Origin of the sequence: Thioalkalivibrio sp. ALJ2 (assembly GCF_000378325.1) — a bacterium.
Taxonomy (GTDB): Bacteria; Pseudomonadota; Gammaproteobacteria; order Ectothiorhodospirales; family Ectothiorhodospiraceae; genus Thioalkalivibrio.
The window spans coordinates 37,378-59,859 of sequence record NZ_KB899557.1 but is presented as its reverse complement, the minus strand read 5'-3'; the positions used below and the strand labels follow the sequence as shown (position 1 = coordinate 59,859).

25 protein-coding genes are annotated in these 22,482 nt (G+C 66.4%); 15 read left to right on the top strand and 10 right to left on the bottom strand.

Annotated elements, in window-relative coordinates:
* Positions 1-35 precede the first annotated feature (35 nt).
* Positions 36-1,070 carry a type IV pilus twitching motility protein PilT gene (locus tag F468_RS0109365; protein ID WP_012983776.1) on the bottom strand — a complete coding sequence of 345 codons (1,035 nt, stop codon included), beginning with the start codon at positions 1,068-1,070 and terminating at the stop codon, positions 36-38.
* Between the two features lie 143 nt (positions 1,071-1,213).
* Between F468_RS0109365 and F468_RS0109360 the strand changes: the two genes are divergently transcribed.
* Both F468_RS0109360 and proC read left to right on the top strand, forming a co-directional pair.
* Positions 1,214-1,927, top strand: coding sequence for a YggS family pyridoxal phosphate-dependent enzyme (locus F468_RS0109360; RefSeq protein WP_018995032.1), 714 nt, complete (start codon positions 1,214-1,216; stop codon positions 1,925-1,927).
* 13 nt (positions 1,928-1,940) lie between these two features.
* Complete coding sequence (proC, locus tag F468_RS0109355; protein WP_018995031.1) at positions 1,941-2,759, top strand: pyrroline-5-carboxylate reductase; 819 nt, start codon at positions 1,941-1,943, stop codon at positions 2,757-2,759.
* Between the two features lie 899 nt (positions 2,760-3,658).
* On the opposite strand, the gene cysQ is transcribed toward proC, so the two are convergent.
* From cysQ to F468_RS0109340, 3 genes are read right to left on the bottom strand one after another with little or no spacing between them, the layout of a single operon-like run.
* Entirely contained in the window at positions 3,659-4,492 is an 834-nt protein-coding gene (gene cysQ, locus F468_RS0109350) for a 3'(2'),5'-bisphosphate nucleotidase CysQ (RefSeq protein WP_018139432.1), read from the bottom strand.
* Between the two features lie 58 nt (positions 4,493-4,550).
* Entirely contained in the window at positions 4,551-5,096 is a 546-nt protein-coding gene (nudE, locus tag F468_RS0109345) for an ADP compounds hydrolase NudE (RefSeq protein WP_012983780.1), read from the bottom strand.
* A 7-nt stretch (positions 5,097-5,103) separates the two neighbouring features.
* Entirely contained in the window at positions 5,104-5,817 is a 714-nt protein-coding gene (locus F468_RS0109340) for a hypothetical protein (RefSeq protein WP_018139433.1), read from the bottom strand.
* On the opposite strand from F468_RS0109340, the gene F468_RS0109335 reads away from it, so the two are divergent.
* Positions 5,816-6,589, top strand: coding sequence for an HAD family hydrolase (locus F468_RS0109335; RefSeq protein WP_018139434.1), 774 nt, complete (start codon positions 5,816-5,818; stop codon positions 6,587-6,589). The two genes, F468_RS0109340 and F468_RS0109335, sit on opposite strands and share 2 nt — an antisense overlap.
* On the opposite strand, the gene F468_RS0109330 is transcribed toward F468_RS0109335, so the two are convergent.
* Both F468_RS0109330 and F468_RS0109325 read right to left on the bottom strand, forming a co-directional pair.
* Positions 6,582-6,821 (bottom strand): hypothetical protein, encoded by a 240-nt coding sequence (locus F468_RS0109330; protein ID WP_012983783.1) that lies wholly within the window; start codon positions 6,819-6,821, stop codon positions 6,582-6,584. The two genes, F468_RS0109335 and F468_RS0109330, sit on opposite strands and share 8 nt — an antisense overlap.
* On the bottom strand, positions 6,818-7,471 hold the full coding sequence (locus tag F468_RS0109325) for a 7-cyano-7-deazaguanine synthase (RefSeq protein WP_012983784.1): 654 nt from the start codon (positions 7,469-7,471) through the stop codon (positions 6,818-6,820). Before F468_RS0109325 ends, F468_RS0109330 begins: the two co-directional genes overlap by 4 nt.
* Before the next feature lie 44 nt (positions 7,472-7,515).
* Here F468_RS0109325 and F468_RS0109320 point away from each other — a divergent pair, with 44 nt between their 5' ends.
* Positions 7,516-7,989, top strand: a complete 474-nt coding sequence (locus F468_RS0109320; protein WP_018993257.1) for a TerB family tellurite resistance protein — start codon at positions 7,516-7,518, stop codon at positions 7,987-7,989.
* A 15-nt stretch (positions 7,990-8,004) separates the two neighbouring features.
* Complete coding sequence (locus F468_RS0109315) at positions 8,005-8,667, top strand: sulfite exporter TauE/SafE family protein (protein WP_012983786.1); 663 nt, start codon at positions 8,005-8,007, stop codon at positions 8,665-8,667.
* 30 nt (positions 8,668-8,697) lie between these two features.
* Here F468_RS0109315 and F468_RS0109310 read toward each other — a convergent pair whose 3' ends face one another.
* From F468_RS0109310 to ppsA, 4 genes are all read right to left on the bottom strand, one after another.
* Entirely contained in the window at positions 8,698-9,150 is a 453-nt protein-coding gene (locus F468_RS0109310) for a DUF4426 domain-containing protein (protein WP_018139438.1), read from the bottom strand.
* A gap of 141 nt (positions 9,151-9,291) precedes the next feature.
* Entirely contained in the window at positions 9,292-9,855 is a 564-nt protein-coding gene (locus tag F468_RS0109305; protein ID WP_018139439.1) for a YggT family protein, read from the bottom strand.
* Between the two features lie 102 nt (positions 9,856-9,957).
* A complete protein-coding gene (locus F468_RS0109300) occupies positions 9,958-10,773 on the bottom strand; it encodes a pyruvate, water dikinase regulatory protein (protein ID WP_018139440.1) in 816 nt (271 codons plus the stop codon).
* A gap of 3 nt (positions 10,774-10,776) precedes the next feature.
* Complete coding sequence (gene ppsA / locus F468_RS0109295; RefSeq protein ID WP_018993259.1) at positions 10,777-13,137, bottom strand: phosphoenolpyruvate synthase; 2,361 nt, start codon at positions 13,135-13,137, stop codon at positions 10,777-10,779.
* Positions 13,138-13,289: 152 nt separating this feature from the next.
* On the opposite strand from ppsA, the gene F468_RS0109290 reads away from it, so the two are divergent.
* The 10 genes from F468_RS0109290 to F468_RS0109245 all read left to right on the top strand — a co-directional run bounded on the left by F468_RS0109290 (position 13,290) and on the right by F468_RS0109245 (position 22,258).
* Positions 13,290-13,784: an ATP-dependent zinc protease gene (locus F468_RS0109290; protein WP_018139442.1), complete on the top strand. Its 495-nt coding sequence runs from the start codon at positions 13,290-13,292 to the stop codon at positions 13,782-13,784.
* Positions 13,781-15,331 carry an inactive transglutaminase family protein gene (locus tag F468_RS0109285; RefSeq protein WP_018995030.1) on the top strand — a complete coding sequence of 517 codons (1,551 nt, stop codon included), beginning with the start codon at positions 13,781-13,783 and terminating at the stop codon, positions 15,329-15,331. Before F468_RS0109290 ends, F468_RS0109285 begins: the two co-directional genes overlap by 4 nt.
* A 1-nt stretch (position 15,332) precedes the next feature.
* Positions 15,333-16,388 carry an alpha-L-glutamate ligase-like protein gene (locus F468_RS0109280; protein WP_018139443.1) on the top strand — a complete coding sequence of 352 codons (1,056 nt, stop codon included), beginning with the start codon at positions 15,333-15,335 and terminating at the stop codon, positions 16,386-16,388.
* Between the two features lie 62 nt (positions 16,389-16,450).
* Entirely contained in the window at positions 16,451-16,921 is a 471-nt protein-coding gene (locus F468_RS0109275) for a transcriptional repressor (protein ID WP_012983794.1), read from the top strand.
* Positions 16,922-16,926: 5 nt separating this feature from the next.
* Entirely contained in the window at positions 16,927-17,433 is a 507-nt protein-coding gene (locus F468_RS0109270; protein ID WP_012983795.1) for a DNA-deoxyinosine glycosylase, read from the top strand.
* A gap of 127 nt (positions 17,434-17,560) precedes the next feature.
* Positions 17,561-18,889 carry a hypothetical protein gene (locus F468_RS0109265; protein WP_012983796.1) on the top strand — a complete coding sequence of 443 codons (1,329 nt, stop codon included), beginning with the start codon at positions 17,561-17,563 and terminating at the stop codon, positions 18,887-18,889.
* An 83-nt stretch (positions 18,890-18,972) separates the two neighbouring features.
* Positions 18,973-19,899 carry a metal ABC transporter substrate-binding protein gene (locus F468_RS0109260; protein ID WP_018995029.1) on the top strand — a complete coding sequence of 309 codons (927 nt, stop codon included), beginning with the start codon at positions 18,973-18,975 and terminating at the stop codon, positions 19,897-19,899.
* A gap of 89 nt (positions 19,900-19,988) precedes the next feature.
* Positions 19,989-20,597, top strand: coding sequence for an ATP-binding cassette domain-containing protein (locus F468_RS0109255; protein ID WP_012983798.1), 609 nt, complete (start codon positions 19,989-19,991; stop codon positions 20,595-20,597).
* Positions 20,587-21,357, top strand: a complete 771-nt coding sequence (locus F468_RS0109250; RefSeq protein ID WP_018139448.1) for a metal ABC transporter permease — start codon at positions 20,587-20,589, stop codon at positions 21,355-21,357. Before F468_RS0109255 ends, F468_RS0109250 begins: the two co-directional genes overlap by 11 nt.
* A gap of 40 nt (positions 21,358-21,397) precedes the next feature.
* A complete protein-coding gene (locus tag F468_RS0109245) occupies positions 21,398-22,258 on the top strand; it encodes a class I SAM-dependent methyltransferase (protein ID WP_018139449.1) in 861 nt (286 codons plus the stop codon).
* Positions 22,259-22,482 lie beyond the last annotated feature (224 nt).

Below are 22,482 nucleotides of genomic sequence, written 5' to 3'. Positions count from 1 at the left end.
TCCCCTTGCCGAATCCCCCGGGCGGGGGCGCGGGCTCAGAACGAATCCGGGTTGGCGGCCTTGCGCTTGGCGTCCTCGCGGCTGATCACGCCCTGCGCCAGCATGTCTTTCAGGCACTGGTCCAGCGTCTGCATGCCGGTGCCGGCACTGGTCTGGATGGTCGAGTACATCTGCGCGATCTTGTTTTCGCGGATCAGGTTGCGGATGGCCGGCGTGCCCAGCATGATCTCGTGCGCGGCGATACGCCCGCCGCCGATCTTCTTCATCAGGGTCTGCGCGATAACCGCCCGCAGCGACTCGGACAACATCGCCCGCACCATGTCCTTCTCGGCCGCCGGAAACACATCGACGATACGGTCGATCGTCTTGGCCGCGGAACTGGTATGCAGGGTGCCGAAGACGAGGTGCCCCGTCTCCGCCGCGGTCAGCGCCAGGCGGATCGTCTCGAGATCGCGCAGCTCGCCGACCAGAATGGTGTCCGGATCCTCGCGCAGCGCGGAACGCAGCGCCTCGGAAAAGCCGTGGGTATCGCGGTGCACCTCGCGCTGGTTGACCAGCGACTTCTTCGACTCGTGCACGAACTCGATCGGGTCTTCGATCGTCAGGATGTGGCCGTAGTCGTTCTCGTTGCGGTGGTTGACCATGCCCGCCAGCGTGGTCGACTTGCCCGAGCCGGTCGGGCCCGTGACCAGCACGATCCCGCGCGGATAGTTGGAGATATCCTCGAAGATGCGCGGTGCCGCCAGCTCTTCCAGCGTGAGCACCTTGGAGGGGATGGTACGGAAAACCGCCGCCGCGCCCCGGTCCTGATTGAACGCATTGACACGAAAACGCGCCAGCCCGGTGACCTCGAACGAGAAGTCCGTCTCCAGGAACTCCTCGTAGTCCTTGCGCTGGCGGTCGTTCATGATGTCGTAGATCAGGCCCTGGACCTCCTTGTGGTCCATGACCGGCACATTCACGCGGCGCATATCGCCGTCGATGCGCACCATCGGCGGCATGCCCGCCGAGATGTGCAGATCCGAGGCCCCGTTCTTGACCGCAAAGGCCAGCAGCTGCGTGATATCCATGCATCCCCCTGTACAACCGGAAACGAGCCGCCAGCCCCAGCGCCCCGCCCCGGGCGACGCCCTGCCGGGCCCCGCAGCGTGTGACGGACACCGCCCGCCTGGCGGCGGTGCCCTTACGTTTCACCGGACTATATCATAGGGCCATGAGCGCACCAGACCACGCATTCAGGGCCGTTCGCGAACGTATCGTTCACGCCTGCGAACAGGCCGGGCGCGACCCCGGCAGCGTGCACCTTCTGGCCGTATCCAAGACGCGTACGGCCGACGACATCCGCGCGTTGCATGCGCTCGGGCAGACGGCGTTCGGCGAGAACTACGTGCAGGAATTCATCGACAAGTTCGACGCCCTCGAGACCGGCCCGAAACCCCTGGGCCTCGAGTGGCACTATATCGGCGCACTGCAGAGCAACAAGACGCGCCCCGTGGCCGAACGCGCTCACTGGGTACACACCATCGACCGCGAGCGCATTGCCCGCCGCCTTTCGGAACAGCGCCCGGAACACCTGCCGCCCTTGCAGGTCTGCCTGCAGATCAATGTCTCGGGCGAGAGCCAGAAGGCAGGCGTCCCGCCGGAGGCTGCCGCCGCGCTGGCCGACACCGTCGCGAACCTGCCCGGGCTGACGTTACGGGGCCTGATGACCCTGCCGGCCGCCGAGAGCAATCGCGAGCGCCAGCGCCGGCCATTTGCCCGGCTGCGGCAGTTGAAGGACGAACTCAATGCGCGGGGACATGGCCTGGATACCCTGTCCATGGGCATGTCCGCCGATCTCGAGGCCGCGATCCTCGAGGGTGCCAGCCTGGTACGCATCGGCACCGCGCTGTTCGGGCCCCGCATCACACCCGAGAGAAACCAGTAAAAGAGGAGTCCGCATGACGGAACACCGCTTCGAAGTCGGCTTTATCGGCGCCGGCAACATGGGCGAAGCCCTGTTGCAGGGCCTGATCCAGTCCGGCCATGACGCCGAGCGCATCGCGATCGCCGACAAGAGCGCCGAACGCGTGCGCGATCTCCAGGCCCGCTACCCCGGACTGCAGGCCGCAAGTGCCGAGGCGCTCGCCGAGGACAGCGCCGCGCTGGTGCTCGCGGTCAAGCCGCAGACCCTGCCGGACCTGGCCCCCACGCTGCGCGAGGGCGTCACCCGCGGGCAGCCCCTGGTCATTTCGGTGGCCGCGGGCATCACCACGGCCCAGCTGGCCAGTTGGCTGGGTGACGGCACCCGCCTCGTCCGCGCAATGCCCAACACGCCGGCCCTGGTCGGCGCCGGCGTGACCGGCCTGTTCGCCGCCCCCACTGCGACCGCCGAAGACCGCGACACCGCCACCCGCCTGCTGGAGTCGGTGGGGCGGGCGATCCCGGTGGCGGACGAGGAGCTGATGCACGCGGTCACGGCGACCTCGGGCAGTGGCCCGGCCTATGTCTTTCTGATGATCGAGGCGATGCAGGACGCCGCGCAGTCGCTCGGGCTGCCGCCCGACACCGCGCTGGAGCTGACCCTTGGCACGCTGGCGGGTGCGACCCGACTGGCCGCCGAGAGCGACGAGCCGCCCGCCGAACTGCGCCACCGCGTGACGTCGCCGGGCGGCACCACCGAGCGGGCCTTGCAGGTGCTGGAGGATGGCGACCTGCGCGGACTCATGCGCCGCGCGATGGCGGCAGCGGCCGAGCGCTCGCGCGAACTCGGAAAGTAGGGGCTTCGTCCGCCGCGTTTCGGGCTGGGCCTGGTTCGTCATCCGGAGTTTACGGTGGCTTCGGCTAGCCGCCTGCCATGCGCTGTCTCGCCAGCGCGCCGCGAGGTACTTTCTTGCTTGCCCAAGAAAGTACCCAAAGAAGGGCACCCGGATTCCGCCCGGGGACCTTGCTCCAGGGCCCTCGGGCCGGCGGCGCTGAAACTCGCTACGCCTTTGGCTTCGCTCAGACAGTCAGCGCCCCCGTTTCTATTTTGAATCGTCCGTCCCGAGGACCCTTCCGCAAGGGGCTTCATACGGGGGGATAAGGTCAAGACAACGGCTGGCCTGACGTTCCTGCCAGTGGATAGAGGCTAGGCATTCGGACATCTTGGCACGCTCGGCCTTCGGCCTTGGCGTGCCGCGCCCGCCAGCGGGCGCCAGCCCCCCTCGTAGGATGCGGATGAGCGCAGCGAATCGCATCAGGGTTGCCCCAACGCCGGACCGGTGCGTTTCGCTGCGCTCAACCGCACCCTACAGCTCGGGGCTACCGCCTGTTTTGACCTTCCCTCCCGATATGAGCCCCTTGTGGAGGGCGTGACAGGCCGGACGATTCACAATAGACACGGGGCGCTGACTGTCTGAGCGAAGCCAAAGGCGCAGCGAGTTTCAGCGCCGCCGGCCCGAGGGCCCTGAAGCAAGGTCCCCGGGCGAATCCCGGGCGTGTTTCTTGGTTACTTCTTTGCACGAGCAAAGAAGTCCGTTTTTGATCAACAACTGGCGGGGTGCGCTGCCGAAACAGCGCATGGCAGGCAGCGGACCGAAAGCAAGTAAACACCAGATGCCGAACCCGGCCCAGCCTCAACGACGCTGAGGGCCAACCAGGGCACGCCAAGGCCCGCTAGCTGGTGGGCGGGAGAAGGCTACGCGTCGGGGAGGCCGAGGCGGCGCAGCCAGCGCGCCGGATCGCCGGCGCAGACCAGAAACTCGGGATTGAGCATGCTCTCCTTGGTGTTGTAGCGAAGCTCCTGCCCGTGGAGGTCCGTCACATGCCCCCCCGCGGCCCGCACGACCGCATGCGCCGCCGCGGTATCCCACTCGCTGGTCGGCCCCAGGCGCGGATAAATATCCGCGGCTCCCTCGGCCACCATGCAGAGCTTCATCGAGCTGCCCAGGCTCACCAACTCGTGCGTCCCAAGGCGTTCCAGAACCGCTTTGAGCCGCTCGGCCCCGTGCGAACGACTGCCCGCCACCAGCGGGTGCTCGGTATCAATACGGTCGCGTGCCACCTCGATGGCGCGCGGGGCCTCGGAACCATCGCGGCGGATGGCGCCGCCTCCAGCGTGGCCCGCATACAGACGCTGAAGCACCGGACTCCAGACCACGCCCATCAGCGGCTCGTGGTCATGGATCAGGGCAATGTTGACCGTGAATTCACCCGTACGCTTGACGAACTCGCGGGTCCCGTCCAGGGGATCGATCAGCCAGTAGGTCCGCCACTGCTTGCGGCGCTCGAATGGTACGTCCTGCCCCTCCTCGGAGAGGACGGGCCACTCCGGCGCGATCTCGCGCAACCCCTGTGCGATCACGCGATGCGCGGCCAGGTCGGCCTCGGTCAGTGGGGAGCGATCGTCCTTTTCGGTAACCGCGAAGCGGGTCTCGTAGACCTCGAGAATGGCATGGCCGGCATCCTCGGCCAGACCACCCACTTCCTGCATCAGGGCGGTCAGGGCCGCGTCCTTGGGCGGTTCGTTCATCGGGGCATCCTTTCTGATTCGAACGGTACGGAATGCGCGTACCTTGGCAGAACCCGGGTCAGGCGTCGAGAAAATCGCGCACCATATAAAGTGCCGCGATGGAACGGGCCTCGGTGCAATCCTCGCGGGTGACCAGTTCGCCCAGCCGGTCCAGCGACCAGGGTACGACCTCGATGGCCTCCGGCTCGTCACCCTCCTCGCGCTGGGGGTAGAGATCCTCCGCCACGATCAGATGGGTCTCGTGCGACATGTAGCCGGGCGCGACCGTCAGCGCGCCCAGGTGGGTCAGGCGGTGACCGCCATACCCGACCTCCTCCATGATCTCGCGGTTTGCCGCCACCAGGATGTCCTCGCGCGCCTCGATGCGGCCCTTGGGCAGGCCAAGCTCGTAGCGGTGGGTGCCGGCCGCGTATTCGCGGATCAGCAGCACGGTGCGATCCGGCTGCACCGGGGCGACGATGACTGCGCCGTTGCCCCGGCTGATCAGGCGCTCGTAACAGGTGCGCGCCCCATTGCTGAACTCGAGATCCAGCTCCTCGACCTCGAACAGCCGACTTCGGGCTACGGTCCGGCGGCCCTGGACATCCGGTTTGTCTCGACTCATAGACGTTTTATTCGGCGTTGCGCAGCCGTACCTGGGTTCTCAGTTCGCCCTCGAACAGGGTGTCGAGGATGATGCCATGGTCGGACTCGACGACGTCGAAGCCTTCCTGTGCCTCGGGGTGGGTCTCCTCCAGACGCAGGTCCAGATCCCCCCAGTTTACGGCCATGGTGACCCGCATGGGGAAGTAGCCATCCAGGAAACGCCGCACGAAGGGCCCGTTCTCCATCGTGTAGACGCCATCACCTTCGTGTTCGATCACACGCATGCGTGCGGTGACACAGACCTCGGAATCCTTGTGGACACCGCGCAGGTCGACCCGGTCGCCCCGTGCCTCGGCCAGGTCGATGTTGGTAGTGGATTCGACCTGAAGGTCCTCGATTCGCTCTTCGTTGTAGGCAATGACCATGCGCCGGATCGGCGCAATATCGCTGTGGCACTGGCGCAGATCCACCCAGCCGTCCTCCAGCGAAGACGAGCTCAGCGTGATCTGGTTCTGGTGGTGATGAGGGACCTGCTCCGGCTCCTCGGTCAGAAACTTGATCTCCGGGCTGGTGGTCTGGGTCTGGTCCGGCGATACAGTCTCGCCCCACAGGCTGTCGTCCTCGAGCGGGTCGTAATCGGGGTCGCTCGGGTCCATCGCCTGCGCGGAAAATGGCAGCAGCGCCAGGGAAACCAGCGCCAGAAAGAGCGGGCCAGGGGCCAGACGGGATTCAGGTACCATGGGAGCCATCGCAATCACCCTCTTTGAGGTTCCGTTCGCTGTGGACCCCAAAAACCCCGAAAAAAATCCGAATCCGCAGGAATCATCGGTGCATGTCGACTGGTCGAGCATCGACACCGTGCTGTTCGACATGGACGGTACACTGCTGGATCTGCACTTTGACAACCGCTTCTGGCGCGAGCTGATCCCCGCCGAGTACATCCGCTGCCAGCCGGACGACCCGGAATGCGCCCGCCGGCGCCTGGAAGACGAGATGCAACGCGTGCGCGGCAAGCTCGAATGGTACTGCGTGGATCACTGGACCCGGTTCACCGGTCTCGACGTGCTCGGGCTGAAGCGCGAACTGGCCCACCACGTCGCAATCAAGCCGCACGCCGAGGCCCTGCTGGGCGCCCTGCATCGCTCCGGCCGCCGACGCGTGCTGGTAACCAACGCCCATCCGAAGGTCTACAACTTCAAGCACCAGATCACGCGGATCGGGGATCACCTGGACACGATCGTCTCCGCCCACGACCTGGAGTGCGCCAAGGAAGACACCGACTTCTGGGAACGGCTGCAACGCATCACCCCCTACGATCCGGCACGTACGCTGCTGGTCGACGACAACCTGCTGGCCCTGGCCAGCGCAGCCCGGCAGGGCCTGACCGAGCTGCGCGGCATGCGCTACCCGGACGAGCGCGGGGAGCCGATGGACTCGCGGGAGTTTCTGCTGCTGGAATCGCTGGCCGACCTGCTGCCCGGACTTCCGGGCCGGGAACGGCCCGTTACTTGACCGGAGTCGGCAGGTTGCGGATCAGGTCCAGCCGGATCTGAACGTCACGCCCCTCGCACTCGCCGTCCAGCCAGTGATATCCGTCCGCCTCGCGGACCTCGCGCGGGGTCACCTTGCCCCACCAGGCCTGGCTGGAGTCGGGCTCGGCCCAGTTCAGCTGCAGGGTCTCACCTGTGAGAATGGCGATCTCCAGGCGTTCGATCACATGTTTGGGAAGGACGGATTCGGTCATCGGGGTGGTTCGCGGTAGTCGGTGGGATCCGGCACGCCCGCCGAGGCGAAAGCCGCGCGGCGCGCCTGGCACTGCGGGCAGCGCCCGCAGTGGAGCGATTGTGCCAGAAGGCAGCTCCAGGTGCGGGACCAGTCGATCCCCAGCGGATCGGTGGTGTAGATGATATCGGCCTTGGACTGCGCGATCAGCGGGGCCTCGATCGCCAGCCCCGGTACCAGCTCGTCCGCCAGCGCCGCGAGGCGCCCGATAAAGGACGGGCGCGAACCCGGGCCATGCCCTTGGTCCTCGCGATTGAGCGCCAGCAGGATACGCCCCGCCCCCTGGTGCTCGGCGAGATTGATCGCCAGCGCCAGCACCAGCAAGTTGCGCTGTGGCAACGGCACATGCGCGACCCACTCCGAACGTTTGGCAAACGCCTGGCGCAGCGCGCGCAGGTCCATCTCGACGGGGTCGACCCCATAGTCGGCGCCCAGGGCACGGATCGCAGCCCGCTCACGCTCGGCATTGCGCTGGCCATAGTCCACCCACAGGGCGCGCAGCGGGCGGCCCTGCGCATGCCGCTGCGCCAGCAGGGCACTGCTCTCGATACCCCCGGACAGCAGGAGCAGATCGGGGGGCGATTCACCCGTGTACTTGTCCGTGGCGTGCATTCGGGCACCATACGCAAAGCACACGCCCGCAGAAAGGAACCCTTATGATCGACGAGCTGCGCCGCCACTGGCAGCGCCTGATGCGCACGGATCTGAGCGATACCGAATCCGGCGACGACGAACACCGACTGCAGCGTGCGGCCGCCGCGCTGATCATGGAGGTCTGCCGCGCCGATTTCGAACTGCACGAGGCCGAACTCGACTCCGTGCGCGCCAGCCTGATCGAGTTGTTCGAACTGGATGCGGACACCGCCGACGGCCTGCTCGAAATCGCCCGGGAAAAGAGCGACGAACTCGTATCCGTCCACCCGTTGGTGCGCGAGGTCAACGCGGCCTTCGATGCCGACCAGAAGGCCGACATCATGCGCGCACTGTGGCGCGCCGCCTGGGCCAACCAGGACCTGCACAAGCGCCAGGAAGCCGTGATCCGGCACCTGGCCGATCTGTTGTATGTCCCGCACTCGACATTCATCCGCACCAAGCACGAGGTCCTGGGCGATGCCGCCGATCCGAACTGACAGGGAGTGGCGCTGATGGGCGACCCGGGCACGCTGCTTGCCGCCCTTGCAGTGGGCATCCTCGGGGGCGTTCACTGCCTCGGGATGTGCGGCGGCATCGTGGGCGCGATCTCGCTCGGACATGGCCGCCGGGGCCCGGGGTTCGACCTGCTCCTGGCCTACAACCTCGGACGCATGGGCAGCTATGTGATCGCCGGGGCCCTTGCGGGCTGGCTGGGCGCCACCCTGCTGGGCGGGCTGCCGGCCGGGCAGGTGATCCTGCAGGGGATTGCCGCGGTATTCCTGGTCCTGCTGGGGCTGTACATCGGCGGCTGGTGGCCGGTACTCGCGCGTCTGGAGCAGGCCGGTGGCGTGGTGTGGCGTCGTATCGAGCCTCTGGGTCGGCGGTTTCTGCCAGTGCGCAATGCCGGCCAGGCCCTGCTGGTGGGCGGGCTTTGGGGCTGGCTGCCCTGCGGGCTGGTCTACAGCGTGCTGGCCTGGTCGCTCAGCGCCGGCGGGGCCACCGAGGGCGCGCTGCTGATGGCGGCCTTTGCCCTGGGCACGCTGCCGAATCTGCTACTGATGGGGGTCTTCGCGGCGCGTATGGCTGCGTTTGTGCAACAACGCTGGGTTCGCGCCCTGGCGGGAGCCGCGATCCTGCTCTACGGCGGCTGGATGCTACTGCGGCTGACAATGTAACCCCCGCCTCCCGGCGGGGGTACCAATGGTTCAGTCAGCGAAGAACTCGCGGCTGAAGCTGATGGGCAGGGCCCGCTCGCTGCCTTCCGGCGTTACCTCGAGTGCGAACTCGAGGGTCTCGCCGCGGCGAACAGTCACCTCGGAAAGCTGATAGATGGCGTCGCCATCCTGGATCTCCCGAAAGCGCAGGTTGCGCATCTGATCGTTCATGTTGGTCGCGGTGCCGCTGAGATCCGCGGAGACGGCCTTGAGCCCATCGTCAGTCCGTTCCATCACGGTGACGTTGACCATTGCGCGGTTGGAACTGCGGCGCACGTCGTAGGCCTGGGCGACCTCGGGGGAGAGGAAGGTGGTGTTGATGACGTTGTAGTACACCACGTAGTTATCGAATTCCGCCTCGTTGGCGGACGCGATCGAGCTGCCGAGGACAACCGCCGCCAGGGCGACGATGAAGCCGGTGATGACCCGATGCACTCTTACCATGGCTGACTCCTCTGCCGTTGCGGGAATGCAGAGGCGGTGCCGCCGGCATGGCTGACACCATCCCCTGTCTTCGAGTCTAGCGCCTTTTCGCGCGGATGAAACCGCCAAAAAAGGAGGGTTTCGGGGCGCGGATGGTCTCGATCAAAAAGAGCGCACCAGAATCAGCAAGATGTACAGACCGACCAGTGCGACCATCGGCGAAAAATCGATCGCACCGGCCCGCGGCAGCGTCCGGCGCAGCGGACCGAGGATAGGCCGATTGACGTCGCCGACCAGGCGCAGGATGGGGTTGTGCCCCCCGCCACCGCCTCCGGCCTGGATCCAGCTCATCACGACCTCGACAATCAGGGCGATGATGAACACCCAGATCACGGTGGTCAGGACCTCGCGGATGGCAACGTAGAAGATCACGCCAAACCCTACGTCCGCGCCGAGGATCGCGGCGCGCAGCCAGAGTTCAACGCACTTCAGCACGATAATCAGCACGATCGCGGCCAGGTCGACCCGCCCGACCGAGGGGATCACCCGCCGCAGGATGCGCAGCGGCGGGTCGGTCAGCATGACGATCGTCTGCGAGATCGGGTTGTGGTACTCCGCCCGCACCAGCCCGAAGATCGTGCGCAGGATCAGCAGGATGATGTAGATCCCGAAGACGACGCTGATCAGGAAGATGGCAATCTCTTGTCCGGGTCCGGCGGCGTTCATGCGGGCTCCTTGCGGCAATTCAACGGAAAGTGCGCAGCATTGTCCGGCATGCCCGGCGGGATGCCAAGAAGACGCTGAACGGACCGAGGGCGCCCAGCCGCCTCAGGTCCGGTCCAGGGTGTCGCGCACCTGGGTCGCGATCTCCTCGATCGACAGCTCGGTGACATCCAGGTGGGGGATGGCCCAGGTCTCGAGGAACTCCTGGATCGCGGCACATTCCGCGCGGCACTGGGCAAGGCTTGCGTACTGACTGCCGGGGCGGCGGCCCTCGCGGATCTGTGACAGACGCTGGGGGGTGATGGTCAGCCCGACCATACGCCCGCCGAGACCGCGCAGGCTGCGCGGCATGTGCGGGGTATCATCCCGGCCCAGGTCTTCCGGCACCAGCGGGTAGTTGGCCGCGAACAGCCCGTAATTCATCGCCAGGTAGAGACTCGTGGGTGTCTTGCCCGAACGCGAGGCGCCCAGCAACACCACATCGGCGACGGAAAGATCCTGGGTGGCCAGACCGTCGTCGTGCGACAGCGTGTAGTTCAGGGCCTCGATGCGACGGTCGTAGCGCGTCACATCGCCCATGCCGTGGGCCCGCCCGGATACCGACTGGGCCGTGACCCCGAGCACCTCCTCCAGCCGCCCGACCTGCTCCCCGAATACGTCGATCACCGGGACGGGGCTGTGGCGCAGTTCCTGGCGCAGGTCGGCATTGGCCAGGGTGGCCACGACGAGCGCCGGCTGCGGCCCGGCCTCGATCCGAGCGAACACGCTGGACAGCCGACCCGGGGTCTGCACGAAAGGCAACCGATGCCAGGCCGGATCCAGGTCCGGGAACTGGGTGAACAGCGAACGCGCCAGCGTCTCCGCGGTAATCCCGGTCCCGTCAGACACCAGATACACCTGCGGGCACCGCGGATCGGCCATGTCCTATCCCCTTACCTTTGCCAGTTGCTCCCAGGTGGAGAGTAGTGCATCCGGGTTCAACGACAAGGAATCAATGCCCTCGTCCATCAGCCACGCGGCCATCTCGGGGTAGTCGGACGGGGCCTGCCCGCAGATCCCGACGTACTTGTCGGCATCCTTCGCGGCCCGGATCGCCATGGTCAGCAACGCCTTCACCGCATCGTCGCGCTCGTCGAAGGAATCCGCCACCAGGCCGGAGTCACGATCGACCCCGAGCGTGAGCTGGGTCAGGTCGTTGGAGCCGATCGAGAAGCCATCGAAGTGCTCCAGGAAGCGCGCCGCCAGCAGGGCGTTCGAGGGGATCTCGCACATCATCACGACCTTCAGGCCGTTCTCGCCGCGGCGCAGCCCCTCCTCGCCGAGTACGCGGATCACGTCCTCGGCCTCGGTCAGCGTGCGCACGAACGGGACCATGATCTGCACGTTCTCGAGCCCCATCTCCTCGCGCACACGACGCAGGGCCTCGCACTCCATCGCAAAGGCCGGGCGGAAGGTGTCGGAGCGATAGCGCGAGGCGCCGCGGAACCCGAGCATCGGGTTCTCCTCCTCCGGCTCGTAGCCCGAACCCCCGATCAAATGGGCATATTCGTTGGACTTGAAGTCCGACAGGCGCACGATCACCGGCTCCGGTGCGAAGGCCGCAGCCAGCGTGGCAATGCCCTCGGACAGCTTGCGCACGAAGTACTCGCGCGGGCCGTCGTCAAACCCGCGCAGGCGCTCGGCGATGCGCTCCTGCACATCGGCATCCAGCCGCCCCGGGTCCTCGGCATAGTCCAGCAGCGCCAGGGGATGCACGCCGATGGTGCCGTTGATGATGAACTCCAGCCGTGCGAGCCCGATCCCGGCATGCGGCAGCTGGGAGAAGGCGTAGGCACGCCCCGGGTTGGCCACGTTCAGCATCAGCTTGACGGGCAGCTCCGGCAGCTCGCCGACATCGGCCTTCTTGACCGAATAGTCGAGCCGCCCGGCGTAGACATGACCATCGTCACCCTCGGCACAGGAGACGGTGGCCTCCATGCCATCGGACAGGGCCTCGGTCGCATCGGCGCAGCCGACCACCGCCGGGATGCCCATCTCGCGGGCAATGATCGCCGCGTGGCAGGTGCGCCCGCCGCGATTGGTCACGATCGCGGCGGCGCGCTTCATCACCGGTTCCCAGTCCGGGTCGGTCATGTCCGCCACCAGGATGTCGCCCTCCTCCATGGTGTGCATGGAATCCGGGGAGTCCAGCACACGGACGACCCCGGCACCGACCTTCGAGCCGATCGCCCTGCCGGTGACCAGCGGCGTCTCGCTGTGCGGGGCCAGCTCGTAGCGCTCGCCCGCACCGAGCTCGACGCGGCTCTCCACCGTCTCCGGGCGCGCCTGCACGATAAACAGCTCGCCAGTCTCGCCGTCCTGGGCCCATTCGATATCCATGGGCCGGCCATAGTGCTGCTCGATCGCGACCGCAAAGCGACCCAGCTGCTCGGCATCGGCGTCGCTGAGGCAGAAGCGCTCGCGCAGGTCCCGCGGCGTGTCTTCGGTGCGCGTGCCACCCTCGTCCAGGACCATGCGGACAGCCTTGGTGCCTAGGGTGCGACCGATGATCGCGCGCTTGCCCGCCGCCAGTGCCGGCTTGTAGACCTGATACTCGTCCGGGTTCACCGCGCCCTGCACGACGGTCTCGCCAAGACCCCAGGCGCCAGTGATGAACACCGCGTCGCGAAACCCGCTCTCGGTGTCGAGGGTAAAGATCACCCCGCTCGCCCCGACATCGGAACGCACCATGCGCTGCACGCCGGCGCTGAGGGCCACCTCGTCGTGGGCAAAGTTGTTGTGCACCCGGTAGGCAATCGCGCGGTCGTTGTAGAGGCTGGCGAAGCACTCGCGCAAGCGTGCAAGCAGCGCATCGATACCGCGCACATTCAGAAACGTCTCCTGCTGTCCGGCAAACGAGGCCTCGGGGAGATCCTCGGCGGTGGCCGATGAGCGCACGGCGACGGGCACGTCATCGCCCAGTTTGCCGTAGTGCTCGCGCACCGCCTGTTCCAGTTCGTCCGGCAGTGGCGCCGCCTCGATCCAGCCGCGCACCTCGCGCCCCGCCTCGCGCAGGGCCTCGATGTCGTTGATGTCGAGATCGGCCAGGCGCGCCTTGATCCGGGCAGCGAGGTTCTCGTGCTCCAGATGCGCACGGAAGGCGTCGGCCGTGGTCGCGAACCCGCCGGGCACGCGCACACCCGCCCGCCCCAGCTCGCGCAGAAGCTCGCCCAGGGAGGCGTTCTTGCCGCCCACCCTGGCCACATCGTCCATATTCAGATCGTCGAGATCGACTACCCAGCGCATCGCGCCTCCCAAGAAGGTTTGTGAACTGTCTAACATGGGCCGTGACGCCTCTGGGATACACTAGGATCCATTTTGTCCCCCATACCCGAGGAGGCCCCGTGTCCATACGCCCAACCCTTCCGTCCAGCTTAACGAAAACCGCTTTCGGGGGAATGCTGCTGGGCCTGGCCCTTGCCCTGGCCCCAGTACACGCGAAGGAAGATCCGTCATCCCTGGCCATTCTGGGCACCGTCGAAGATGTCGAGATCGTGGGCGAGGGGATTGTGCTGGAGGCGCGCCTGGACACGGGGGCGACATCATCGTCCCTGAACGCACTCAACAAGGAAAAGTTCGAGCGCGACGGCGAGGACTGGATCCGCTTCGATGTCATCGACCCCGATGACGACGACGCCTATATCACCCTGGAACGCCCGGTCGAGCGCATCGTCCGTATCCGCCGTCACAGCGGCGAGAGCCAGGAGCGCCCGGTAATCGCGATGGAGTTCTGCATCGGCGACCAGCGCATCAAGGGCGACACGACCCTCATCGACCGCACTAACCTCACCTATCAGGCCCTCATTGGCCGCACGCACCTGGCCGGGCATATTCTGGTCGACTCCGGGGCCGAACATACCTACGCGCCCGACTGCGGAGACGACGATTCGTGAGACGTTTTCATCTCCCGATCCTGATCGTGCTGTTGAGCACGATCGGGCTCGGGATCTTTGCGTACAAGGTCATCGCCCTGGACATGCCCGTCATGCCCGGGGCATCGGCCGAGACCTGGCAGGTTGAAGCACGCGTTCGCTATCAGCCCACCGGGGGTGCGGCCAACGTGCAACTGCGCATCCCGGATCGCCTGCCCAATTTCGCCATCCTGGATGAAGGCTTCGTCTCGCGCGGCTATGGCCTGAATACGCTGCGCGGCCAGGACGACCGCATTGCCCAATGGACCACACGGCAGCCGCGCGGAGAACAGGTGCTGTACTACCGGGCGACCCTCTACCGCGACAGCGATGACCGCTCGGACGCTGACTACCCAGGCCCCGTCGGGGCCCCTGAATGGACCGAGCCCTACCGCTCCGCGGCGGATGCGCTGATCGAGGACGTCCGCAGCCGGTCTTCGGATATCCAGACCTTCGCCTCGGTGCTGGTCAATGACCTCGCACACGCCGCACCCGCATCGAATGCCGCGGTATTCGCCGATGACGGCGGCGACCGCGTACAACGCAGTCAGACGCTGATCGAACTCCTGGCTACGGCCCGGATCCCCGCGCGCATGGTCACCACGTTGCACCTGCGCGACGGGCGCCGCGACATACGGCCAGAAACCTGGATCGAGGTCCACAACACGCGGCGCTGGGTGCCCATTCACCCGCTGTCGGGCGAGATCGAATACCCGGACGATGTGGTCGTCTGGGCCCATGGGTCCGCGCCCCTGCTGGAGGTCTCCAACGGACGCGACGCCGAGGTCCGCTTTGCCGTCTCGCGGGGCGTACAGGACGCCCTGACCACCGCCCAGCGATTCGGCGAGACCGTCAACGCCCAGTTGATGGAGTTCTCCACCCTGAATCTCCCGCTGGGGACCCAGAACACCTACCGCGTGCTGCTCATGGTCCCCCTGGGGGCCATGATCATCGTGTTCCTGCGCAACGTGATCGGCGTCCAGACATTCGGCACGTTCATGCCGGTGCTGATCGCGCTGTCCTTTCGCGAGACGCAGCTGCTGGCCGGGATCATCCTGTTCACCCTGATCGTGTCGCTCGGGCTGGCCGTGCGCTTCTATCTCGAACACCTGCGATTACTGCTCGTGCCACGACTGGCGGCAGTGGTCAGCGTGGTCATCATGCTGATGCTCGGGATCAGCATCCTTTCGCACCAGCTGGGGTTCGAGCGGGCGCTCGCGCTGTCGCTGTTCCCGATGGTCATCCTGGCCATGACGATCGAGCGCATGTCCGTGGTCTGGGAAGAACACGGTCCATCGGACGCGATCACCCAGGGCATCGGCAGCCTGGCCGTGGCCGCCGCCGCCTATGGGCTGATGGCCAATCGCCACCTGGAACACCTGTTGTTCGTATTCCCCGAACTGCTGCTGGTACTGCTGGCGATGACCCTGCTGCTCGGGCGCTACACGGGCTATCGCCTGAGCGAGCTGTTCCGTTTCGGCCGCATGCAGGAGGCCATGCAGCCCTCCAGACGCTCGGAGGATCGCTAACATGGGCTGGCTGCCACGCTTCGTGCTCCCACGGACCCTGCGCGAGCAGGGCATTGTGGGGATGAACGCGCGCAACGCCCGCTTCATCGCCCAGTACAACCACCGACGGTTCTACCCGCGGGTGGACGACAAGCTGGAGACCAAGCGCCTCGCCCTGGATGCCGGCCTTTCGGTACCCGAACTCTACGGGGTCGTCCGTTCGCATCACGAGATTCGCAAACTCGAGCGTCTGTTGCGCGCCTATCCCGACGGCTTCGTGATCAAACCGGCGCATGGGGCTGCCGGCGACGGCATCCTGGTCATTACCGGCTGGCGCGGGGATCGGCTGCGGCGTGCCAGCGGCCGCACAATGGAGATGAGCGAGCTGCACGACCACTGCTCCAACATCCTCTCCGGGATGTACAGCCTGGGCGGACGTCCAGACGTCGCGATGGTCGAGCAGCGGGTCCGGTTCTCCTCGGCCTTCGACCAGATCACCTATCGTGGCGTGCCCGACATCCGGACCGTTGTCTACCGGGGGTACCCGGTCATGGCCATGATGCGCCTGCCCACCCAGGACTCCGACGGCAAGGCCAACCTGCACCAGGGTGCGGTCGGCACCGGGATCGACCTGGCCTCCGGCAGGACCATCGGCGGCGTGCAGCACAACCGGCCCATCTGGGAACACCCCGACACCGAACACTCGATTGTCGGGCTGGAAATCCCCGGCTGGAATGAACTGATGCAGCTGGCGTCAGGCTGTTACGAACTGAGCAAACTGGGCTATCTGGGCGTGGACGTCGTGATCGATCAGGACCGCGGCCCCCTGATTCTCGAACTCAATGCCCGCCCCGGGCTTGCGATCCAGATCGCCAATGGCGAGGGACTGGAGAGCCGGCTGCTCGCGGTGGACGCGCACCTGGTCGGGCGCGACGGCACCGAACCGCCCGAGCAGCGCGCGCGCTGGGCAGCCGGGGTCTTTGCGCGTCACGAAGCGACGCAAGCGGCGCCTGCGGATGCCGCCTCGGCCACCCCCGCGGCGCAAGACGCAGATTCAACAGAGATCGAGCGGCGCTAGCGAGGCAGGGGCCCTCGACCAACGCCGAGAGGCCCGAGCCACTTTCCGCTATCCTAGGCCCCATGACCTCGACAGCGCATTCCCACAGTCCGGCAGATATCGACCAGGCACTGGCGGACGCCGAGCGTGTCTGCACCCGACGCGGTGCGCGGCTGACCGAGCAGCGCCGCCGCATCCTCGAACAGATCCTGCGCACCGACGGCGTGATCAAGGCCTACGACCTGATCCATGCGCTGTCCTCGGATGACCACAGCATCAAGCCACCAACGGTCTACCGGACCCTGGCCTTCCTGCTGGAGCAGGGCCTGATCCACCGCATCGAGAGCCTGAACGGCTTCGTCGCCTGTTCTCACCCGGGTGAGCGCCATGAATCCGCGCTGATGATCTGTGACGGCTGCGGCCAGATCACCGAGTTCCATACCCCGGAGCCAGCCACCCAGGCACTCGAAGCCCAGGCCACCGCCCAGGGCTTTGCGATCGACTCGCGCATGGTCGAGCTGCACGGGCACTGCGCGGACTGCCGTAACGCCTGACTGCCGTGCCCGCCACCCTCCAGGCATTTCCCCCGGTCCTGGACACCCGCACCCGCGCCGTCGTGCTGGGCAGCTTCCCCGGCGTAGCTTCCCTCCAGGCACAGGCGTACTACGCGAATCCGCGCAACCAGTTCTGGCCGATTATGGCCGCCATCCTCGGCGAGCCCTTCCCCGATCTTGAATACCCCGAACGCATCCAGCGCCTGCTCACGCACCGCATCGGCCTCTGGGATGTCTACGGCACCTGTCGGCGCGAGGGCAGCCTGGACAGCGCCATCCGTGCCGCCGTACCCAACGACCTCACGCGGCTGACACGGGAAGCGCCGGAACTGCGCCTCGCCCTGCACAACGGCGCGGAAAGCGCACGCCGTCTGCACGAAACCCGGGCACTCGGCGTCGAGGCCCTGCGCCTGCCATCGACCAGTCCGGCCAACGCCCGCTGGAGCTTCGAGGCCAAGCTCGAGGTCTGGGCCAAAGCCCTGACAAGCGTCGGGATTCCCAGGCACCTGTAGTCCCTCCGGCCGCCGTCGGGGTTGCGCCCCAAAACGTTATCTTATAACGTGACATCGTCGTGTAACGATATAACAATTTATTCACGCTGAGGCCTTCGGCGTGTCTGTACATGTTTGGGAGTCCGTCATGCCGCACAACACACACCTGCTCCGCCCCGCCCTGGGCGGACTGACCGCCCTGGCGCTCGCCGTGCCGACCGCCGCCACCGCCCAGCAGTGGGAGACGCGCGCGGGAGACCGCAACTGGGGGCTGGATATCTCACTGATCCTGGAAGGGGTCTACTACAACGAGATGTCCCGCGGTATCAGCGACCCAGCCGGCTTCGATGACGGCCATGACCATGGGCACGACCACGGAAACGGGCATGACCACGGGTTCGACGACGGCTTCAACCTCGGGCACAGCGAGCTGGTGTTCGAGGCCAACCTCGGCGATCTGTTCGATGGCGTGCTGATGATCGGTTTCGACGAGGACCATGTTGAAGTCGAAGAGGCCTACCTGACCACCCGAGCCCTGCCCGGCGGCTTCCAGGTCAAGGCAGGTAAATTCCTGTCGGACATCGGCTACATCAACAGCCGCCACGTCCATGACTGGGACTTCGTCGACCGCCCGCTGGTCAACGAATATCTGTTCGGCGACCACGGACTGCAGGAAACCGGCGTTCAGGCCACCTGGCTCGCTCCGACCGAGACCTACATCCAGCTCGGGGTGGAACTGCTTCAGGGCGACAACAGCTTTATCCCCTATCAGGGCGGCGGCGGCACGCATACCACCAACGCCGGGGACGACATTCGATCCTCGTTCTCGGATGTCTCGGGACCCCGGCTCGTTACCGCATTCGCCAAGTTCGGCCCGGATCTGGGACCGGATCACGCCATGCAGTTTGGCGTCTCCGGCGGCTACGCAAACACCTGGCAGGAAGAGACCGAGCATGGCTCCGGCCTGGAGGAATGGGATGGCGATGCCTGGTTCGCCGGGCTGGACGCCGTCTACAAGTACAGCTCGGGCCGCGCCTACGGGCACGGCGACTGGCGGCTGCAGGGCGAGTACTTCTATCGCGAGATCGACGTCGACTACCAGCGTCGCGAAGACCAGACCACCATCGCCGGCAACGCCCAGGGTAGCGGCAAGGCGCGCCAGGATGGTCTCTATATCCAGGGGGTGTACGGCTTCGCCCCACGCTGGGAGGCCGGCCTGCGTTCCGAGGCCCTGGGCCTGACCAATCGCGGGCTGCCCACCAACGAAGGCAGCGAGCGCAACTTTGCGGAGCCCTCTTTTGGCACGAGCTACCGCCACTCCGCCCAGGTCACCTTCCGCCCCGTGGAGCCGGTATTCCTGCGCGCGCAGCTGTCGCAGAACGACTTCGTCGACGAGGACGGTGATCGCGACCGCGGGCTGGAATTCATGCTGCAGCTGAACGTGGCCCTCGGCGCGCACGGCGCCCACCGCTTCTGATCAGTATCGCGTCGTTCAGGGTCGGCAGGACCGTTGATGCCCTGTCGGCCCCATCCGTATCCCGAAATCACCAGGAGTCCCGCATGTCCTTTAGCAAGACTCGCACCCGTATCACCCGGACCCTCGCCGCCGTGGCCTCGGTGGCGGCACTCACCTTCATCCTGCTACCCGCGCAGGCAGCCGCCGGACTGAACATCGTGGCCACTACATCCAGCCTCGGTGCCCTGGCCCGCGAGATCGGAGGCGACGAGGCCGAGGTCCGCGTGCTCGCGCCGCCGGACCGCGACGCACATTACCTGGATGCCCGCCCCAGCTTCATGGCCGCCCTGCGCCGGGCCGACATGCTGCTGGAATTGGGCGCCGGTCTGGAAGAAGGCTGGCTGCCCGCCGCCCAGCGCGGCGCCAACAACCGTGCAATCAACTCGGGGCAGCCGGGCCACTTCCGCGCGGCCGACAAGGTCGAACTGCGCCGTTCCATCACCATGGACGGGCCGAACATGGGCCACGTGCACGAGGAGGGCAATCCGCATTTCAATGCCGACCCGTTGCGTATGGCCGAACTCGCCCTGGCACTGGGACAGCGCATGGGAGAACTGCGGCCGGATGACGCCGAGGCCTTCGTGCAGCGTGCAGAGGCAGCCGCCGAAAGCCTGCGCGAACACGCCGAGAAGCTGGCCGAGCGCGTGGAGCCTGACCAGCGCATCGTGGTCTACCACGAGGACCTCGACTATCTGGAAGAGTGGCTGCCAGTCGAGATCGTCGGCTATCTGGAACCGGCGCCGGGGATCCCGCCCACCGCGCGCCATCTGCGCAGCCTCGTGGACGATCTCGAAGGCACCGAGGGCACTGTCCTGTACGCCGAGTTCCAGCCGCCTCGCGGCGCCGAATTCCTGGAACGGAACCTGGGCTGGCCGACGCATGCCGTACCACTGGATCCGCCGGCGGACTCCGGCCTCGATGGCTACCTCGAACTGATGAGCACCTGGGCGCAGGCCCTGCCCCAGCGCTGAAGAAAGGAGAAGCCGCTGTCACGACGGACCCGGAAAGCCACTTTCCGGGTCCGTTATCATTGGCCACCGCCCCATTCTTACGAACCTGCATGCCACCCGAGCCTGTCCCGCCCATCCTGCACTCCCAGTCGGCCCTCCTCGGGTTCGACCGTCCGGTGATCGGGCCTTTGTCCCTGGAGATCCCGGCAGGTGCCCGCTGGGCCCTGACCGGACCCAATGGGGTGGGCAAATCGCTACTGCTGAAAGCCATTACCGGACAGGCCCGCGTTCACGGCGGGCGTTTTGAACTCGCCCCCCGTACGCGACCCAGCCTGTTGGCTCAGGACCACGCCCGCCCGCAGCCCTGGCCCCTGTCTGGAGACGACTGGCTTCGCGCGATGGGGGCCAGCGTGCCCGAACATGAAGGAGTTCGGGCCCTGCTGAATCGGCGGCTGGACTGCTTGAGCGGCGGTCAGTGGCAACTTCTGCGTCTGGCCGCCGTGCTGACCAGCCGAGGTGAAGACTCGTCGGCGCAGCGGTTGATCCTGCTGGATGAACCCGCCAACCATCTGGATGCCGAGGTCCGTGCCGACGCGGTGGAACTGATCAGGGCGGTCCCGGCCGAGACGAGCATGCTGATCACCAGCCACGACGATGAATTCCTGCAGGCGCTCGGCCTGGAGAACCATCCACTTGCGGAGTACCTGGATGCCGGGTGACCTGCTGCTGACACCCTTCATTGCCGGCGTGCTCGTCACCATGGTGCTGGCGCTCGCCGGGGCCGGTCTGTTCCTGCGCGGATCGGTCTGGCAGGCGCTGGCCCTGGGGCAATGGGCAGCCGTGGGCGGGGTTCTCGCCTCGGTCCTGCACTGGCCGGTGCTGCCCGTGGCGCTGCTGCTGGGTGGCGGGATCATGGTGCTGCTGCAGCGCAGCCGGGATCGGGAGCGCCTGCCCCTGGCCGTTTTCCTCGCCGGCCTGGCAGCGGTCACGCTACTGGCCGCCAACTTTGCTCAGGCCAGCCTGGCGGCCGCTGCCTGGGCCGAAGGCCAGCTCTACTTTGCCGGCCCCAATGAGCTCTGGGCGGCGATCGGTCTGAGCCTGCTGACCCTCCTGATGGTCCCGGTGCTCCTCCGCGTATGGCTGCATGCGCAGATCGCACCGGATGTGTCGGCGGCAAGCAGGCCGGCTGTCTGGCAGCATCTCGGCGAAATCGTCTGGCTGGTCGCCGCTATCGTTCTGGGGAGCATGGTCCTGGGACTTCCGGCTGCACTGGCCACCCTGCTACTGCCGGCCTGGGGTGCAGCCTGGCTCGCACGCAACCTCACCGGGCTGGTGCTCTGGACGCAGGGCATCGCCCTGTTCGGGTTCCTTGTCGCCTGGACCATCAGCCTGCCGCTGGATCAGCCCTTCGCACCGGTGCTGGTCCTGGTCAACGTCATGCTCGCGCTCGGCGCCCGCCTCGCCGCCATGCTGCGCTGACCCGACGCGTTCATCCCCACCGCAAGCAACGACTGACGCCATGACATCCAACACCGCCCACTCGTCATCCACCAGTGCGAATGGCACTTCGCCGATTTTCCAGGCCATCGAGAAGGCGCAGGGCGACCAGCCCTGGGGCAGCTTTCTTGATGCCGGGACGGGTCGCAAGTCCATCGAGTGGATCAGCCACTTGGACACCGAGCGCTGGACGGCGGTAACGGCCTCCCAGGAGATGGCGCGCACGACCCGCAAGGCGGCGGGCACGGCGCGGCGCCGGCAGGACCGCATCCTGGTCGGCAACTGGATGTCGGATCAGCTTCTGTTCGGTGAACGCTTTGACACGGTGCTGCTGGACTACTTTATCGGGGCCATCGAAGGTTTCGCGCCCTACTGGCAGGACCGCGCCCTGCACCGGTTGCGGCCGCACGTGGGCGACCGGCTGTATCTGGTGGGCGTCGAACCTTACGTGCTGGTGGAACCGAAAGATGAAGCCGGCGCGCTCGTGAGGGAGATCGGACGCCTGCGTGACGCCTGCCTGCTGATTGCGGGCAACCGGCCCTATCGCGAATACCCATCATCCTGGGTCATGCGCCAGCTTGGAATCGCGGGATTCCGGGTTCTGGATGTCCGCTATTTTCCCATCCACTATCGCGAACGGTTCGTCAACGGCCAGCTCGACCTGTGCCTGCGGCAGCTGCCGCATTTCAGCGACGAGGGTCTGGCCAAGGCCATGCACCACCAGATCGAGGTCCTGCGTGAACGCGCCCTGCCTTTGGCCCGCAGCCAGGAGGGGCTGAAACACGGCGCAGACTACCTGATCGTGGCCGAACCGATGGCCGACCGGCATCGCGGCCTGCACGACCCGCTGCAGCCTCATCAGACCCTCCCGAACCCGGAGTAGCCTCAAGCCGATACCGGCTCACCAAACGGCACACAGCATTACTGACCGAGCATGTTGACACCAATACACAGTTGCGTATGATTCTCATTTAGATGCGCAGCCCGGACAGCTGTGTGTCGCCAGGACGAAAGGCGGCTTTCTGCCTTTGGTCTCTCCAACCTCCGTAAGCGTTGCCGCCGGATATGCAATCCGGCGGCTTTTTTATGCATCGTCGTCACCGCCAG